The organism is Brevibacillus nigriterrae (assembly GCF_049846925.1).
In the GTDB taxonomy this organism is placed as follows: Bacteria; Bacillota; Bacilli; order Brevibacillales; family Brevibacillaceae; genus Brevibacillus_H.
Map to the genome: position 1 here is coordinate 46626 of NZ_JBNCMT010000033.1, position 16685 is coordinate 63310.

At 44.9% G+C, this 16685-nt stretch carries 18 protein-coding genes, 1 pseudogene and 1 riboswitch; of the genes and pseudogenes, 11 read left to right on the forward strand and 8 right to left on the reverse strand.

Going from position 1 to position 16685, the window contains the following annotated elements:
• Positions 1 to 148 (reverse strand): DUF488 domain-containing protein (locus ACPW7N_RS20950; RefSeq protein ID WP_425653226.1); only part of this gene is annotated, 148 nt, incomplete at its 3' end.
• Positions 142 to 993: a protein phosphatase 2C domain-containing protein gene (locus ACPW7N_RS20955; RefSeq protein WP_425653204.1), complete on the reverse strand. Its 852-nt coding sequence runs from the start codon at positions 991 to 993 to the stop codon at positions 142 to 144. The genes ACPW7N_RS20955 and ACPW7N_RS20950, both read right to left, overlap by 7 nt.
• 112 nt (positions 994 to 1105) lie before the next feature.
• Between ACPW7N_RS20955 and ACPW7N_RS20960 the strand changes: the two genes are divergently transcribed.
• From ACPW7N_RS20960 to ACPW7N_RS20990, 7 genes are all read left to right on the forward strand, one after another.
• A complete protein-coding gene (locus ACPW7N_RS20960; RefSeq protein ID WP_425653205.1) occupies positions 1106 to 1996 on the forward strand; it encodes a GNAT family N-acetyltransferase in 891 nt (296 codons plus the stop codon).
• 48 nt (positions 1997 to 2044) lie between these two features.
• Positions 2045 to 2154: riboswitch (TPP riboswitch) on the forward strand.
• A gap of 188 nt (positions 2155 to 2342) precedes the next feature.
• Positions 2343 to 2630: a thiamine-binding protein gene (locus ACPW7N_RS20965; RefSeq protein ID WP_425653206.1), complete on the forward strand. Its 288-nt coding sequence runs from the start codon at positions 2343 to 2345 to the stop codon at positions 2628 to 2630.
• Complete coding sequence (locus ACPW7N_RS20970) at positions 2605 to 3387, forward strand: ABC transporter permease (RefSeq protein WP_425653207.1); 783 nt, start codon at positions 2605 to 2607, stop codon at positions 3385 to 3387. Before ACPW7N_RS20965 ends, ACPW7N_RS20970 begins: the two co-directional genes overlap by 26 nt.
• Positions 3388 to 3419: 32 nt before the next feature.
• On the forward strand, positions 3420 to 4481 hold the full coding sequence (locus ACPW7N_RS20975) for an ABC transporter substrate-binding protein (RefSeq protein ID WP_425653208.1): 1062 nt from the start codon (positions 3420 to 3422) through the stop codon (positions 4479 to 4481).
• Between the two features lie 15 nt (positions 4482 to 4496).
• A complete protein-coding gene (locus ACPW7N_RS20980) occupies positions 4497 to 5270 on the forward strand; it encodes an ABC transporter ATP-binding protein (protein WP_425653209.1) in 774 nt (257 codons plus the stop codon).
• 99 nt (positions 5271 to 5369) lie between these two features.
• On the forward strand, positions 5370 to 5747 hold the full coding sequence (locus ACPW7N_RS20985) for a GNAT family N-acetyltransferase (protein ID WP_425653211.1): 378 nt from the start codon (positions 5370 to 5372) through the stop codon (positions 5745 to 5747).
• A 63-nt stretch (positions 5748 to 5810) separates the two neighbouring features.
• Complete coding sequence (locus ACPW7N_RS20990) at positions 5811 to 6329, forward strand: hypothetical protein (protein ID WP_425653212.1); 519 nt, start codon at positions 5811 to 5813, stop codon at positions 6327 to 6329.
• On the opposite strand, the gene ACPW7N_RS20995 is transcribed toward ACPW7N_RS20990, so the two are convergent.
• On the reverse strand, positions 6326 to 6964 hold the full coding sequence (locus ACPW7N_RS20995; RefSeq protein ID WP_425653213.1) for an SAP domain-containing protein: 639 nt from the start codon (positions 6962 to 6964) through the stop codon (positions 6326 to 6328). The two genes, ACPW7N_RS20990 and ACPW7N_RS20995, sit on opposite strands and share 4 nt — an antisense overlap.
• Positions 6965 to 7150: 186 nt before the next feature.
• Here ACPW7N_RS20995 and pdaA point away from each other — a divergent pair, with 186 nt between their 5' ends.
• Positions 7151 to 7894 (forward strand): delta-lactam-biosynthetic de-N-acetylase, encoded by a 744-nt coding sequence (gene pdaA, locus ACPW7N_RS21000; protein ID WP_425653228.1) that lies wholly within the window; start codon positions 7151 to 7153, stop codon positions 7892 to 7894.
• 80 nt (positions 7895 to 7974) lie between these two features.
• Here pdaA and pdxR read toward each other — a convergent pair whose 3' ends face one another.
• The gene (gene pdxR, locus ACPW7N_RS21005) at positions 7975 to 9411 is read right to left on the reverse strand and encodes a MocR-like pyridoxine biosynthesis transcription factor PdxR (RefSeq protein ID WP_425653214.1); all 1437 of its coding nucleotides are present in this window, start codon (positions 9409 to 9411) and stop codon (positions 7975 to 7977) included.
• A gap of 109 nt (positions 9412 to 9520) precedes the next feature.
• Between pdxR and ACPW7N_RS21010 the strand changes: the two genes are divergently transcribed.
• Together ACPW7N_RS21010 and ACPW7N_RS21015 are read left to right on the forward strand one after the other, a co-directional pair.
• On the forward strand, positions 9521 to 10102 hold the full coding sequence (locus ACPW7N_RS21010) for a GNAT family N-acetyltransferase (RefSeq protein WP_425653216.1): 582 nt from the start codon (positions 9521 to 9523) through the stop codon (positions 10100 to 10102).
• A 106-nt stretch (positions 10103 to 10208) separates the two neighbouring features.
• Complete coding sequence (locus tag ACPW7N_RS21015; RefSeq protein ID WP_425653217.1) at positions 10209 to 11495, forward strand: MFS transporter; 1287 nt, start codon at positions 10209 to 10211, stop codon at positions 11493 to 11495.
• A 72-nt stretch (positions 11496 to 11567) separates the two neighbouring features.
• Here ACPW7N_RS21015 and ACPW7N_RS21020 read toward each other — a convergent pair whose 3' ends face one another.
• Entirely contained in the window at positions 11568 to 14261 is a 2694-nt protein-coding gene (locus ACPW7N_RS21020) for a bifunctional diguanylate cyclase/phosphodiesterase (protein ID WP_425653219.1), read from the reverse strand.
• A 183-nt stretch (positions 14262 to 14444) separates the two neighbouring features.
• Here ACPW7N_RS21020 and ACPW7N_RS21025 point away from each other — a divergent pair, with 183 nt between their 5' ends.
• A complete protein-coding gene (locus ACPW7N_RS21025; protein ID WP_425653221.1) occupies positions 14445 to 15005 on the forward strand; it encodes a cysteine hydrolase family protein in 561 nt (186 codons plus the stop codon).
• A 72-nt stretch (positions 15006 to 15077) separates the two neighbouring features.
• On the opposite strand, the gene ACPW7N_RS21030 is transcribed toward ACPW7N_RS21025, so the two are convergent.
• The 3 genes and pseudogenes from ACPW7N_RS21030 to ACPW7N_RS21040 form a co-directional block, all read right to left on the reverse strand.
• Entirely contained in the window at positions 15078 to 15656 is a 579-nt protein-coding gene (locus ACPW7N_RS21030; protein WP_425653223.1) for an NAD(P)H-dependent oxidoreductase, read from the reverse strand.
• Between the two features lie 98 nt (positions 15657 to 15754).
• Positions 15755 to 16312 (reverse strand): DNA-3-methyladenine glycosylase I, encoded by a 558-nt coding sequence (locus ACPW7N_RS21035; protein WP_425653225.1) that lies wholly within the window; start codon positions 16310 to 16312, stop codon positions 15755 to 15757.
• Between the two features lie 214 nt (positions 16313 to 16526).
• Positions 16527 to 16685: pseudogene (locus ACPW7N_RS21040) on the reverse strand (peptide ABC transporter substrate-binding protein); the annotation flags it as partial.

Sequence of the window (16685 nt, forward strand, 5' to 3'; positions counted from 1 at the left end):
TTTCCTTCATCCATTCAGCTAGCTGTGCTTTTTCTTTCGATACCCCACGTGGCCATATCCGGTCAACCAGAATACGTTGCCCATCACCCGTTTCAATCGCTTCGTAAATGCGTTTTATTTGTACGGTCACAAGTTTTCCTCCTAACATTCATCCAAATTGATGATTACCCCTGTTTTATCATCTGATTTCTTAAAACGTATGTACTTCAAACATTCTGGATCTTTTTCTTCGATGTCCAGAATATGATCGGTGTAGGCATCAAGCCCAAGAGACAATATGTATGCTACCATCTTACCCCAGTCCGGGCTGTGCCTATAATCAGTTTCAGGCAGGAAAAGCCCATCTGTTACAAGTACAAGTCTGCGAACATTGTTCCTGCTGATTTTTCCATAGTCGAGAAATTTGTTGGCATCCTTTTCACCGTTCAAAACCCCATACCCTCCCTTGGTGTTGCTGAGGTATCGGTTCTGCTTCAGCCGCTCTCTGACCAATTCTATTAAATCTGACCGCAGTCGCATCCCTTGGGCAATTCCTTTTTCCCACTGCTCAAAAGCGATGTTTTCCAAGTGAGCCACCTGCGGATATGTCAGGACCCGAATAGTGCCATCGACGTTCTCGGTGAATATCATACAATCACCTGTTTGGACGAACTCGATGAAGTCATCCGAGATTCTTGCCAGAGCAACTGCTGTACCCCACAAAGCTTCTTTTTGGGACATGTCTATCTGCGCTTCTTCCATGGCGTCACGGAGCTTTCTATTTGCTACCTCCACTTCAGCAAGTAAATCTGGGAGGGTAGTCAGTTGCTCGAAGTGATCTTTTACAAGAGTAGAAGCTATTTCTCCCCCTTTGCGCTGATCGCTGCTTACATAAGGAATAAGTGAAGACACACCGTCCAATACCCCGTATAATGAAAGCGATGGATTACATACAATCGCATCCTCGTTACTGCTTCCTGTTCCTTTTACTGAAATTATTTTTATTGCTGACAAGTAGCACCCTCCCATTTTTCTATTAATTTAGAAAAATTGTATCACAACACACAATACTCACCAATCAGACATAATGGACAGCGAAAATTTTATCTCATGAAGGAGGCTTCCCATGATTTTGTACAGAAAAGCGACAATGGAGCATTTCAGTGAAGTCTTGCATTTTATCGCAGGATTGAATTGCCATCGGGAATTCAACAATCCGTGGCTCGGCTCCGATGAGGCAACCATTAAGGATCGACTCCAGTCCCTCCCGTATATTCCTTTCGAGGAAGCATTTTTCCTCGCCTTTGAGGAAGAAAGGTTGGTTGGCGTTCTAGGGTTTGCCGCTTTTCCTGAAACCGGGCAATTCCGGTTGCTCGGACCCTATGTCCAGCATGAGAACTGGAATGAAATCTCCCTTGCACTTTATCATCAGGTGCTTGAGACCATTCCCGATACTTACGCTACCTGCAGAGTGTCCATCGACAAACTAAACGCTCAATGTGCATCGTTGTTTCAAGAGCTTGGATTTGCAGAATACAATGCGGAAGCCCTTCTCTCTCTTGAATTGAGCCGTTACCAGCCACCCACACTTGAACCACTTTCATCCGATCTGACAATTACTCCTTATACTGATCAGTTTCAAGAGGCTTTTGACAAGCTGCATCCCAAAGAAGCCTACTTCAGCAGCAACGATATTATTAACCAGCTTTCGGAGACAAAAAAGATGTTTATTCTCTGCCGGGACGGGTCCGAACTCATTGGCTATACTTATGTGGAGGCAATCCCTGAGAATAGCACTGCCGAAATATGTTTCCTGCGTGTGGATGAGATCCATCGGAACAAACAGTATGGCACACACCTGATTGCCTACGTCATTCAGTGGGGCCAGGAATGCCAGGGAATTGAAAAGCTTGAATTGTCTGTTCGGATCGCCAATATCCATGCCCGCAGACTTTATGATCGTCTGAACTTTGATGAGACAGCAGTTTGTGTGAGTCTGGAAAAACAACGAGCCTAGAAAATGATTTACACCAGTTAACTGTAATCCTATAATGGTATTCAGAATTGCATAGCTTGGGGGAGCTGAGTGAGCTTGGCTGAGAGGGTACCCGCTAATGTACCGACCCGTAACCTGATCTGGGTAATGCCAGCGTAGGGAACACTCGACACAACGTATTATCGTGCTGTTTTCAAGGCTGTCCATACCGGACGGCCTTTTTTTGTGAAAAACGTCTCGACGTTTTCATAAAAGTGGATGTGACCGCTTGCGGTCAAACAAAACGGTCATGACCGTTTTGTCTGAGTTTTTCTATTGCGTAAGCTCACTGGAAAAGGGAGAAAATTTAGGAAAGGAGGCACAAATCATGCCTATCGTTAATCTTGGATTTCAGGTTTTGCCCAAAGTGGCTGACGGAAATTCCTACGCAGTCGTAGATAAAGCCATTGAAGTCGTGCAAGCGTCTGGTGTGAAGTATGAAGTGGGTGCAATGGAAACGGTAATGGAAGGTGAACTGGACCTTCTGATCGATATTGTCAAACGTGCACAGGAAGCATGCATTGCAGCAGGAGCTTCTGAGGTGATGACCCATATGAAAATCCACTATCGACCTGAAGGAGTTTCTATGGATGAGAAGCTTGAAAAGTACCGCTAAAATTTTTGCTTCCGGGTACTTGCCAGTCGGTCTGCTCCTTCTTTTGCTGATCGGCTGGGAGATCGGTGTTCAGGTCAGCAACGTGAAAGCCTGGATTCTGCCGGGGCCCATCCAAGTGTTTCGTTCCTTGTGGGAAGCGAGAGAACTCATTTGGCAGCACAGTCTTCAAACGCTATATGAGGCTCTATGGGGCTTTACTATTGCCATTCTCCTGGGGATAACAATCGCTACGCTGATGGATATGTCCTCCTATTTGCGCAAGGCAGTTTATCCATTGCTGGTCGTCTCCCAGACGATCCCGATCATCGCCATCGCTCCCCTGTTTTTCATCTGGTTTGGCTATGGCATCACACCCAAGATTGTGGTTGTGGCCCTCGTCTGTTTTTTCCCGATTACCGTTAATTTAGTGGACGGCTATCGCCTGGTTGACCAGGATATGATCCGCCTGCTCACTTCTATGGGAGCCGGACGGGGACAAATTTTTCGGATGGTCAAGCTTCCCGCCGCACTCCCCTTCTTTTTTTCCGGTTTACGAATTGCGGGAACTTACAGCATCATGGGAGCAGTCATCGGCGAATGGCTCGGGGCAAGCAAAGGACTAGGGATTTTGATGACTCGCTCATCACAATCATTCTTGACGGATCGGGTATTTGCCACGATCTTCACTATTTCGTTATTAAGTCTCGTCATTTTTGGATTCATTGAATTGCTAGGTAGAATCATCATGCCATGGAATCAGCAAAGAGAACGATCATGACCATTCCACGCATACGACAAAGGAGAACACACATGACTACAAAATCAAAGCGTTCCTTCTGGAAAACTCTCTCTACCCTTTCTCTCGCTCTTAGCTTCGTGGTAGCCGGATGCGGACAAACCACTCCAGGACCTGAAAAAGCGGCTCAACCCGATCAAGCAGGTCAGCCAGCAGCACAAGCGCCAGCCCAACCTCAAAAAGTGACCGTCATGCTCGACTGGTTCCCGAATACCAATCACACCGGATTATATGTAGCAAAAGATAAAGGCTTTTACAAAGAGCAGGGCCTTGAGGTAGACATCGTACAGCCTGGTGAAGGAACCGTTGCCAATCAACTGGTTGCGGCAGGCGAGGTAGATTTCGCCATCAGCTATCAGGAAGCCGTGACACAAGCGAGAGCAACCGATATCCCGCTCGTCTCCATCGCAGCGATTATTCAACATAACACATCTGCATTCGCTTCACTCAAAACGGCGAATATTCAATCACCGAAGGACTTTGAAGGAAAGCGCTACGGCGGCTGGGGGTCCCCGGTGGAAGAGGCAGTAATTAAAGCCGTGATGGACAAGGCAGGAGCCGATGCTTCCAAGGTACAAAATGTCACGCTAGGCGCAACCGATTTCTTCACTTCCATCGGCCGAGATGCTGATTTCGAGTGGATCTATTACGGCTGGGACGGCGTAGAAGCCAAGCGCAAGGGAATCGATCTGAATCTGTTGATGCTCAAGGACCTTGATCCAGCTCTTGACTACTACACCCCTGTAATTATTACGAATGAAAAAAATGTGGCAGAGAAGAAAGAGCTCGTGAAAAAGTTCATGACGGCTACAGCGAAAGGATACCAAACAGCGATCGAGAATCCTGGCGATGCTGCTGCGATTCTGATCAAGAATGCTCCTGAGTTGAATGCCGATCTGGTTAAGGCAAGTCAGGAATGGGTAAGCACGAAATATCAGGACGACGCAGCACAGTGGGGTATCCAAAAAGAAGAAGTATGGACCAACTATGCAAAATGGATGCACGACCGCAAATTAATCCCGAAAATGGTTGAGGCGAACAAGTCGTTCACAAACGAATTCTTGCCTGCCCCTTAATAAGTGGGTGAATGCATGAACCTTCTTGAACTTGATCGTATTACCAAATCATTCACCACTGCTGCAGAACCCGTGACTGCCATCAGTGATGCATCGCTTACTGTTGGTAAAGGCGAATTCGTCAGCCTGATCGGCCCAAGTGGTTGTGGCAAAAGCACGATCCTCGATATCGTAGCGGGGTTAACTTTACCGGATGAAGGCGTGGTCTCCATCAATGGGCAGGTCATTACGGGACAAAAAGGTCTGGTCGGTTATATGCCGCAAAAAGACGTCCTTTTTCCGTGGCGCACGATTCTGGATAACGTCATCGTTGGGCTCGAAGTACAAGGAATGAGGAAGGCAGAGGCTCGTGAGCAGGCGATCCAGCTCTTGCCCTTGTTTGGCCTTGAAAAGTTTGCCTCCAGTTATCCCGACTCCTTATCGGGTGGAATGAAGCAACGTGCCGCTTTCCTCCGAACCTTTTTGGCGAAAAAGGAATTGATGCTGCTTGATGAGCCATTCGGCAAACTGGATGCACTTACTCGCATGGAGATGCAGCAGTGGCTGCTTTCCATCTGGCAGACTTATCAGCACACCGTTCTGCTGGTGACCCATGATATCGACGAAGCCATCCTGTTGTCTGACCGGATTTATTTCTTGTCGCACAGACCAGGGCGGATCATCGCCGAAGTGGAGGTCTCTCTTCCCCGCCCACGCCTGCGGGACTCCAGGTTAACCCTTGATCCAACATTCATCGCCATCAAGAGACAGTTACTCGAATTGCTTGGCGCTGGCGACCAAACAAGTTAATTAGCAAAAAATAGGCCAGTCGAAACACGAAATGAGTGTTAGACTGGCTTTCGTTTCGTTTGTTACAATATTTACAAAAAAACAGAAGAGGTGAGTAGAATGGAAAATCCAATGACAGGCAACGTCCAATTGCGAGATGTACATAATGAAGACTTATCCATATTTTTTGAACAACAATTGGATATGGAAGCTAGTTATATGGCAGCTTTTGTATCCGAAAATCCGTCAGACAGGGATGTGTTTAATGCCCGTTGGACCAAGATTTTAGGCAACAACAGCTTCCAAAAAAAGACGATCCTCTTCAACGGGCAAGTTGCTGGCAACATCATGAGCCCTCTCTATGCTCGTGCTGTCAAAGACAATATGGCTTCCATCCGAGTCCTGCAAAAATGTGGTTTCAAAATTACCGGTACGAATAAGGGATTTGCCAACGCTCGGGGCGAAGAGGTTGAGGAAGTTATTTTGAGATTAGATTAGATGAGATTCGATGAAGTAGGGTCATTTTTACGATAATGTTCCGATAGGTAGGAGTTTTGCACAATGATTACAATGGAACCATTGCTGAAAGTTACAACTGCATTGAAAAAAGCTAATATAGATTATGCTATGGGTGGGAGTGGGCTGCTTTACAGTCTGGGGCTCGTCGATTCAGTGAGAGACTGGGATTTGACCACGGAAGCTCATCTCGCCAACGTGTTGGAGGCTCTTGGTCATTTACATTGTGAGCCTGCTCCCTGTGGTGACTATCCTTTTGCCAGCAGTTATCGTCTCAGTATTCATGCAGAAGAACCGCAAATCGATTTGTTCGGAAGCTTTACCATTCAGACCGAAGCAGGTTTGTGCAGACTTCCTTCGATCCCTTCTTCCATCTGGAACGGTATCGCAGTTGGAAGCCCAGAGGTGTGGTTCGTTGCTTATTCACTCATGAACCGCAAGGAAAAAGCAGCGAATTTATTTACTTATCTTCAAACAAACGGCTCGAATTCCAAAATAATTGCTTTATTATTAAATGAGCCTCTGCCTAGTTCCTTACGAATGACTCTCGAACAGCTTGCTTAGTGCTCAACAACATCAATTTGACTGATCTGAGCTTGATAATGCTCAAGAAGACTCGGGTGATATTCCTTCGATCCCTGCTGAGATCGAACTTCCTTCCACAGGAATGCGGCTATTTTCAACTTGTTTTTATAGCTTTTCGTCAAAGGATCACCATGGAACGCTTTCACAAATCGATTCCATTGGTATGTTTTCTCTTCTGCTGCATTACTTGGTTGGCGGCTCTCATATACAATGATCAGGTCAGCTACAGTCATGTCGAAGTCTCCTCTTTTTTCTGCATCCCGCAAGGCACTTGCCATCTCCTTGGTAAAAGAAAACTTCTTCACGCCATAATATTGCTGAAAGAACTCTCTCGCCGTCTGATTAAAGGCGAATCCATCAGGTATCAGCCGAGTCTCAAGCGTAATCACTTGAGGCTTTTTCTTTTGTCTTATGCGGGCTGCCTCTGTTCTTGGTTCAATTGCTACTTCACCGTCAAGCAGCTGTCGAATTCGTAGCTCCAGTTCTGCTTTGGTACCGCTACTGGATAGACCTTGGCTGCGACATATCCCAGCTAATTCTTCTTTATACCAGTAGAATCCATTAAAATCTGATTTACTCATTTGAAGTGAAAATGTCGGGCGTGAATTTAGCATCCTAAACGTCTCCTAAGAAAAGCGGCATGTATTTCACTATTATTCCATTATATACCATGCGCACTGTCACAGCATAACTTCTGTCTGTTGGCGAGATAATACCGCTAGTTGCCAATCGTTAGGCGAAACAACTATCAGGGAGGGTTTGAATTGAAGAGACGTATTGTTTATCTATCCGTGTTTGTCATCCTTGTTTCCTTGTTCACTCTTCACACGGTACAGGCTTATTCCAACACCCCTTATCACTTTGGTTTCAAAAAAAGCAAGAATGGCTCACTGCCGTCCATCGCACAGGAAGGGTTTCAGTCCATTGTTGATAAGCATGGCGCCATTTTTGTGGGTGACACAACCAAAAAGGAATTATTCCTTACCTTTGATAACGGGTATGAAAATGGATATACAGCCCAGGTTCTTGATACGTTGAAAGAAAAAAAGGTGCCTGCAATCTTTTTTGTGACAGGGCACTATACCAAAGATCAACCCGATCTCATGAAGAGAATGACCGAAGAAGGCCATTTGATCGGTAATCACTCCTGGAGCCATCCTGATATGACACAGGTGAGCGATGACAAAATGAAAGAAGAACTGGGCAGGGTTAAAACAGCGGTTGCCGAGATCACCGGGCAAAAAGAGATGAGCTATTTACGCCCGCCTCGTGGTATTTTCAGTGACCGTGTACTTGCTCTGAGCAAGGAAATAGGCTACACCAACGTGTTCTGGTCCATTGCTTACAAGGATTGGGACACAAACGCTCAAAAAGGGTGGAAGTACGCTTATGACAATGTCATGGCCCAGCTTCATTCAGGTGCAGTTATTCTGCTGCACACGGTTTCCAAGGATAACGCAGAAGCGCTGGGCAAAATCATTGATGATGCCCGCAAAGCAGGATACGAGTTCAAAAGTCTAGATCAGCTTGTTCGACCAAACTGAAATTACCCAGCCGACACAAGCTATCGCTGGTATCTATCGGGACCCCAAAAAGGCAACCAATCCCCTCGGTTGCCTTCCTTTTATGTCACAAGCCCTGACCAAACTTCCCGTAACCGTCTGATTCCCCGCTCGATATCTGGCACATCCAATCCGCCAAAACCAACAAAAAACTCTATTGGCAACTCCTCCGGCTGCTGATCCCAGGTAAAAAAAGCAGGAGAGATTCGAATTCCCGCTTCTCTCGCAATTGCTGACATTTCCCTTTCTGACAGATGACTGTTCACTCGCAGCAATACATGGAACCCGGCACCCTTCCCGATTATCGCAGCCTGGTCTCCGAATGAATCCTGTATCGCCTGAATCAAGGCATCGTGTTTTTTTCGGTACACGTTACGCATTTTACGGATATGTTTCTCCCAATGCCCTTCCTTCATGAACAACTCGACCACCCGTTGAAACAGCGGGGATGAAGATTGTTCAAACATCAGCTTATATTCTAGCTGGTGGTATACAGCGAGCAAATCTTCGGGCAATACCATATAACTGATGCGAACGGCTGGAGCCAAAGACTTGGAGAATCCCCCCAAATACACTACATGGCTGTCAGGCAACAATCCTTGCAAGGAAGCAATCGGCTTTCCATGGTACCGGAACTCACCATCGTAATCATCTTCAATGATGTACCCGCCTGTCTGTTTTGCCCATTCCAGCAGTTGAAGCCGCTTGGACACAGGCATTAACATCCCTCGTGGGAATTGGTGAGATGGCGTAACATAAACAGTTCGTACACCACTCTGGTAAAGCTCACCCAGATCAATTCCATCCTCATCAAGAGAAATAGGAACAACTCCAAATCCATGCTGCCGAAATGTAGTTGTGATTAACGGATAGCCTGGGTTTTCGATGCCGATCTGAGAGAATCGTGGTCGCAGCATCAAGCATAAAAAAGTCAGCAACACATGTGAGCCCGCTCCAATCACGATTTGATCAGGAGAACAGACAACACCTCGGAATTGATGAAGGTATTTGGCGATTTCCTCTCGCAGGCCTTTTTCTCCCTGGGGATCGCCGTAAAAAAGCAGGTCCTTTTGTTCCTCTGCTACAACCCGGATCATCAGTTTTCTCCAAACTTTAAACGGGAAATGGGTAAAGTCATTCTTTGATAGATGAAAATCGTATCGATAGTTCGTTGTATCTCTTGCAGGAAAGCTACGCTCCATCCTGCTCTCAAGCGGACTTTGCAGTGAGTTCCCCAACTGTACATAGGGATCAGATAGGTTTTGTACAAAATACCCGCTTTTCGGTTTGCTCTCGATAAACCCTTCTGCAACGAGCTGATGATAGGCCATCTCAACCGGGGTCGTGCTGATTGACAATAGCTCGGCCAATTTACGCACGGAGGGAATTCGAGCTTGCACTTGCAATCGGCCAGCAACAATTTCTTGTTTGATATGGGAATACAACTGCACATACAGCGGCTGTTCTCCCTGTTCATCAAGTTGGGGCAACAGTAACATCGATGATTTCTCCTCAACTGTCCTTTTGTTTTATTCAAAACTGCTCATTTTCCAGTATACAGAAGTCGCGTAGAATAGGGATTAACTATTTTTTATTGGAGGTTTCGTCATGAGTGCTAACCAACAATTCAATCAGCCTGTCCGTTTTCTGGTAGGTGAGCGTGTCTATCTTCGCCCCATAGGACTCGATGATACGGAACGCTACTTTCAGATGTTGTTTCAATCAGAAACCCGAAAACTGACTGGAACCCAAAAAAGCTTTACCCGAGAACAAATCTACCGATATATCGATGGCAAATCCCAGGATTCCTCCAGCCTGCTACTCTTGATTGCCCATAAAGAGACTAATGAGGTGATTGGCGACGTCGCCATCCAGGACATTGACAGTATGAACCGCAATGCCAATATTCGAATCGCCATCGATCACTCTGAACATCAGGGAAAAGGCTACGGCAAAGAAGCACTCCTGCTCATGCTTGACTATGGATTTGGGATTCTCAACCTTCATCGAATCGAGTTGAATGTCTTCTCCTATAACGACCGAGCGATCCATGTTTATGAAAAGCTTGGATTCAAGCGGGAAGGCGTACAGCGGGACGCACTTTTCTACAACCATCAATATCATGATTCCATCTTGATGAGCATTCTTGAAGACGAATATCGCACCATTCATCTGAAAAATCAGAAATAACCATGTTATAATTACCATAATTTACACATTAGGAGGTGGTATGATGGTCCTTCTCATTGCTCTTACCCCCAAGATACGCAGATTCTAACTAATCTTGGGGGAGAAAATGAAAAAAGCACTTACCAAACCATTCGCTATTCTTTTAAGCGGTGTATATCTTGAGAACGTGGCCATGATGATCACCTGGTTTGCAACCATTTCCTTGGTCATGAAGATCAGTGACAACCCGCTTCACGTCGGCATGATCACGATGCTGGAGACTGCTTCCTTAATGTTATGCAGTGCATTTGCCGGAGTAATGGCCGACCGATTTGATCGTAAAAAAATTATTGTGTGCTCTTTTTTAGGTATGGGTGTTGTCACGTCAGCCCTGTTTTTTGCTGATTCCCTTTGGAAAATATACACATTGGCAATGGTAAACGGAATTTTATTTGCCCTGTATCTTCCAGCCAAAAGAGCATTACAACCAACACTTGTGAACAAAGAGCATTATGTGGATGCAAACAGCTTCGATGCCATGTTGCGCAACATCTTACTCATTGCTCGTCCGCCTGGGGCGGCATTTGTCGTTTCGTTTTTTGGAGCCAACCAAGCATTTCTGCTGGCAGGAGTCTGTACATTCGCTGCGGCGATGATCATTTTAGCTCTTCCCGTGACGAAGCAGGCTCGCATGGAAAGAGAAAGCGACGAATCTGTAGGAGAACTTTCAACAACTAAGCCCAAGAATAGTGGCTTGCATGAACTGGTTGAGGGCATTCGAACGATTAGACAGGATGCTTCTCTAAGCTATCTGGTCATCGTATCCGTGCTCGTTACGTTTGTTTTTGCCATGCAAGGCACCTTAACTTTCATCCATGTGGAAGAGAACTTGAGTCAGTACGGCCAAACCGAGACGATTGTAGGTTTTCTCTTTTCCGCGGTGGGTGCTGGCGGTTTAGTGGGAGCATTTTTGATGCGTACTGCTCTCAAGTACATCCAAATGATTCCCCTTTTTCTGATTACGCTTTTTCTTGATGGACTTCTTGTCATCGTCTTTGCATTTAGCACCAATCTGATGTTGGATCTGGTACTGTGGGTTATTTTTGGAGTAACAGCAACCATGAATACGATCATCACGGATACGATTATTCAACAAACCGTTGAGACAGATATGCGTGGACGTGTCTACGGACTACTCAGTACAGTGAACGAGCCAGTCAGTTTGCTATCTACCGGCGTTGGCACGAGCATGGCAGGGATCATCGGAGCCAAATTTGTCTTTGCTTCAGTAGGCCTGTTGGAGACGGTCGTGGCCATCATCGGGCGATGCCTGCCTTCCTATAAACAGATGAATCAACCAACGATCCAGTCGAAACAACAAGCACCACAATTACAGCAACCATCAACGGAATAACGCTGATCATCGCAATTTTTCAGCACAAAAAACCGCACATCCAACTGTGCGGTTTTTTCTTTTCTTTGGTGGTTACCGTCCATTTTCCTCAGCCAAATGAATACGCATAATTTCTTCTACATCTGTAGCAGGCACTGGTTTATAGAAATAATAACCTTGTATTACATCACAATGATGCTCTTGCAGAAATGCCATTTGTTCAGACGTTTCCACACCCTCTGCCAACGATTCCAGATTTAAATTTTTGGCTACTAAGAGCATCGCCAAAATGATTGTCTCATCTTTGGGATCATTGCAAATTCCATTCACAAACGAACGGTCAATTTTTATTTTATGAACAGGCAGACTCTTGAGATAACTAAGAGAAGAATAATGGGTACCAAAATCATCAATGGAGATCGTGATCCCCATATCCTTCAATTCGTGCAACGTTGCGAGATTGCTGTCTACCATCGCCATATTCTCTGTTATTTCCAACTCAAGATAGGTCGGGTCCAGTTTTGTTTCTTCCAGAATACTTCGCACAACATCGGCAAAATTATTCTGTTTCAGTTGTCGAGCTGACAAGTTGACCGCTACTCGTGTCGCAGGAAATCCTTGATCCTGCCATGTTTTTATCTGATTGCAGACAGTCCGCAGCACCCATTCTCCAATCGGCACAATTAATCCGCTCTCTTCGGCAATCGGAATAAATTGTACGGGAGGAATCATTCCTCTCTCCGGGTGATGCCAGCGGATTAATGCCTCCAAACCGACAATTTTCCTGTTCCTCGTTCCAATTTGAGGTTGATAGAAAACAGTGAATTCATCTCGGCTTAATGCCTTACGCAAACTGTTAATTACATTCATCTGCTCTGATGAGTCGGTATTCATCAACTTATCATAAATCTGATAACCATTTTTACCGAGTTCTTTTGCCCGATACATCGCAACGTCAGCGTTTTTGATCAGGATTGTGGAAGAGTCCCCGCTATCAGGAAAAATCGTGACCCCAATACTCGTTGTAATGAAGAATTCTTGATCATTCAGGAAAATTGGCTGTTGAAATAAATCCAAAATGCTTTGGGCCATCTGATGAACCTGATCCATCCCCGTTATATTCGGTATGATCATCGTAAATTCATCCCCACCAATTCGAGCAACAAACAGGTGGTCAGATACCCCGCTCGTCAGTCGTTGCCCCACCTCACGAAGAAGCTGATCTCCAAAAGCATGTCCCAACGTATCATTGATCATTTTGAATTGGTCAAGATCGAGGAACAATACAGCCATCTTTTGATTGGACTGTTTTGCTTCTTCCAGATACTCTTCGATCTTTTCCTGGAATAATGCCCGATTTGGAAGACCTGACAATTGATCATGATACGCCAAATAATAAATCGTCTCTTCTGCTTGCTTCTTCTCTGTTATATCTTCTCCAATGCCGGCAATGATGACAGGCTGACCATCCTGACCATGACAGTAAGTGGAATGCCATTGCAACAACCGTTCTTTCCCATCACGTGTCTGAACAAATGTCTCATCCAGTAAAGAAGTAATCCCATCTTGGGTAACCGGGCGGAAAGGAGAGTCAGTCAAGCGCCTTGGCTGGAATGTAGCTCTGAAATCTTTGCCAACAACCTCATCCAGGGTCCAGCCGGTAAGATGCAAAAAATAATCGTTGCAAAAGAGAATTTTGCCCTGCATATCAATCATGACTGAAGCCATCTCGATACGTGAGAGAAGCTCACGAAACTGCTGTTCTGATTTACGCAAGGCCTGCTCCTGCTCAGATAATAATTCATATTGCTCGCGTAACGTATCTTCTGTTGCCGCCAATTCTTCGTATGCCGATTCCAAGTCATGGTTTGCAGCTAACAGATTCTGTGTCCTCTCATCTACCAGTTTCTCCAACCGCTTTTTCTGAGTTAGTTGTCCATAGAGAAATAGAATGAAGACAATTAACGTAACAAAACTGACTAATTGAATAAACAGAATCGTTTGATCGACAACAATAAACCTCTCTTTTTTTGGCAACGCAGCAATTTCCCAGTGACCATCTGGCAAGGGAACCTGCTTTATCAAAGAGGTTTGCTTGAACAATTCTTCATCTCCAAAAAAGACATTCTTATTTGCCCGAACGGCCATTGTTATCCCTTTGTTTGCTTGGTAAAAGCCAGCTTCTTCAAAAATCGGAGGCACATCCAGCACCACAGAAGCAAAGCCCCAGAACCTCCCCTCCACAAAAATTGATTGCCGGGAAACCATACCAAGCCCACCCTGCACGAGTTGTCTGGGAGGTACGATTGTCATTTTGGTTGTATTCATCGTTCGCCATGCATTTTCTAATAACACAATTTCAGTGCTTTTAAAAAGATTAATGCCTAAAACCTGCTCATTCCCCCGTAAAGGATACACATACCGCCCAATTCCTTCCGGATAAACAGACAAATTCCGAATCCCTCGGAAATCACGATAAATACTTGCTGCATACGACTGGAAATGGGGATCTCCCAAAGTCATATCCTCTGCCAGTTCCGCCTCGACAAATGCTTTCAGCCCTTCTGTGAGGATTAGTCTGCTGTTGATCGAAGATGATAGTGCATTTATGTTGGTAGTTAATTCAACGTTTGCTTCCTTGTATACATTATCCTGAAGTTGTTCCTTGTACTGAGCGGTAACCCAAATAATACTGCTGCTCAGGAACAAAAAGAGAGCGCCTAGCATCAAAAAAATGGTAACAGGAGTATTCGTTATTCGAGTTATACCAAACTTGTCTTTGTGCAATGAATTCTCCCCCTGCCAATAACCAAAAAAATATCTATCATCGTAATACCCTGGTTTACTGCAATACAAACGTATTAACCGGGATTAACACCGATTCTCCTCATGACGATAGACAACTCCACATGCTATGATGAAGATATTTCCATTTGTCTCAATTTTCGATCCATGTTAAGGAGGAAATGAATGATTCGCAAAACAGCGCTTCTCGTTATCGATGCACAGGTAGGAATTATTGAAGGCCCTGGCATTGGTCCTGTTTTCCAAAAGGACGATTTCGTTCATACAGTAAAGCTCTTGATTCAAACTGCTAGAAAATCTGATATTCCCGTTTTGTATGTTCAGGATTTAGATGTAGGTGGAGAGCACTCCCCTGAATTTCAAATTCATCCAGAGATTGCTCCACTTCCCCATGATTGGATCATACACAAGAAGGCAACGGATGCTTTCCATCGAACGGACTTGCATGAGAAGTTGCAATCGCTAGGAATCAATCATCTCGTCATTACAGGATGCAAAACCGAATATTGTGTGGATACTACTTGCAGAAGAGCTACGACACTCCAGTATGATGTAACACTGGTTCAAGATGGTCATTCCACGACAGACAACAAAGTTCTGACAGCCGAGCAAATCATTGCTCACCATAATACCAATCTGCACGGCCTGGATAATGTGGACTCCTTTATTGTTGTTCGAGGATCGCACGAAAATGTCTTTGAACCTATTCATGATCAATATCGATAAATAACGTAGCAGCACCCCAATTGGAAGGGGTGCTGCTTTTATGTATGACTTTTTCCCATGCATGCCTTTTTATCAAATCATTTTTGACCCTAACTGTTCGATTTGCTGCAACCATTTTGCTCGTTGCTCTTCTGAAGACTTCCTTAAGGGACTAAGGTTGGTAAACCGAACCGGTTTGACCCCGCAAAACTCCAGAATGCTTTTTTTCATAGCGTTATGCCCCGGTTTGCCCTGCACCAAGTAATAATACCATACAGGGGCGTCCATCGTTACAATCACCCTTGCCGATCTTCCCGCGAGCAGCTTATCCCACATGGGTGAATCTTTTCGATATTTAAAACTGAATCCGGGTAAGAATACCCGATCTATAAACCCTTTGAGCAGAGCAGGTAACGTTCCCCACCAGCTCGGATACACAAAAACGAGATGGTCAGCCCACTTAATTAGCTCCTGAGACCGCACCAAATCCTCTTCCAGTTCAAGGTTTTTCCGATAACCATGTTGCAGATTCAGATTAAAATGCAAATCACGTATGACAATCTCCTTCACTTCTGCACCGCTTTCAGTAGCCCCCTTTTTATAGGCTTCTGCCAGGGCATGATTAAAACTGTCTTGAGAAGGATGTCCTTGAATTACAAGTATTTTTTTCAAACAACTCACTCCCCCACCTGCTGGGCACAACTCTTTTTGAGTTAGATGCCCTACCATCAATTACGGAATGAGCGGAGAAAAATTCTTGGATTTTTTGTCTATTTCTTGTCACGACAAATACAAGAAACAATATGATCGTTTACCATTCCAACTGCCTGCATGAATGCGTAACAAATGGTAGTACCAACAAATTTGAAGCCTCTCTTCTTTAAATCTTTGCTTAGTTTATCGCTAATCTCGGTGGAGGCTGGAACCTCACTCATACTCGTAAAGTGATTGATAACTGGTTCTCCACCAACGAATGACCAGATATATGTATGAAACGAGCCAAATTCCTCAACTACCTTCATGTAGGCATGGGCATTGGAAACAACGGCATGGATTTTTAGCCTGTTTCGGACGATTCCCTCATTGCCAAGAAGTTCCTCAATTTTTTCTTCACCGTACTGTATGATCTTCTCGGGTTCAAAGTTATCGAATGCTTTGCGATAATTCTCTCGCTTCTTTAAAATGGTGTACCAGCTTAGCCCGGCCTGAGCACCTTCCAGATTCAAATATTCAAAGAGCAATCGATCATCATATACAGGAACTCCCCACTCATGGTCGTGATAATCAATATACAAAGGATCCTGGTTTACCCATCCACATCGATTCATGCCTCGTAACCTCCCAACCAAAATCGAACATATATTCTTACCCTTATCTTAAATGGAGATAAATGATTATGCAAGAAAGATACAAAACGGTCATGACCGTTTTGTTGCCCGCAAGCGGTCACATCCACTTTTATGAAAAACGTCGAGACGTTTTTCACAAAAAAACAGAAAAAAGCTGCCTTCCAAGAGGCAGCTTGCTTCCCGTTTTCACATTCTACTTTGATACCGATGTATATTTGAAATACGCCCCGCCCAGTGGGAAGATGATAAAATCTTTGACTCTATCATTTTTGACATAGGGGCTTCCTCTGAAGTTGATAGGAGCGAGCGGCATTTCCTCCATGAGCAGGGTTTCTGCTTCGAGCAAGATTTG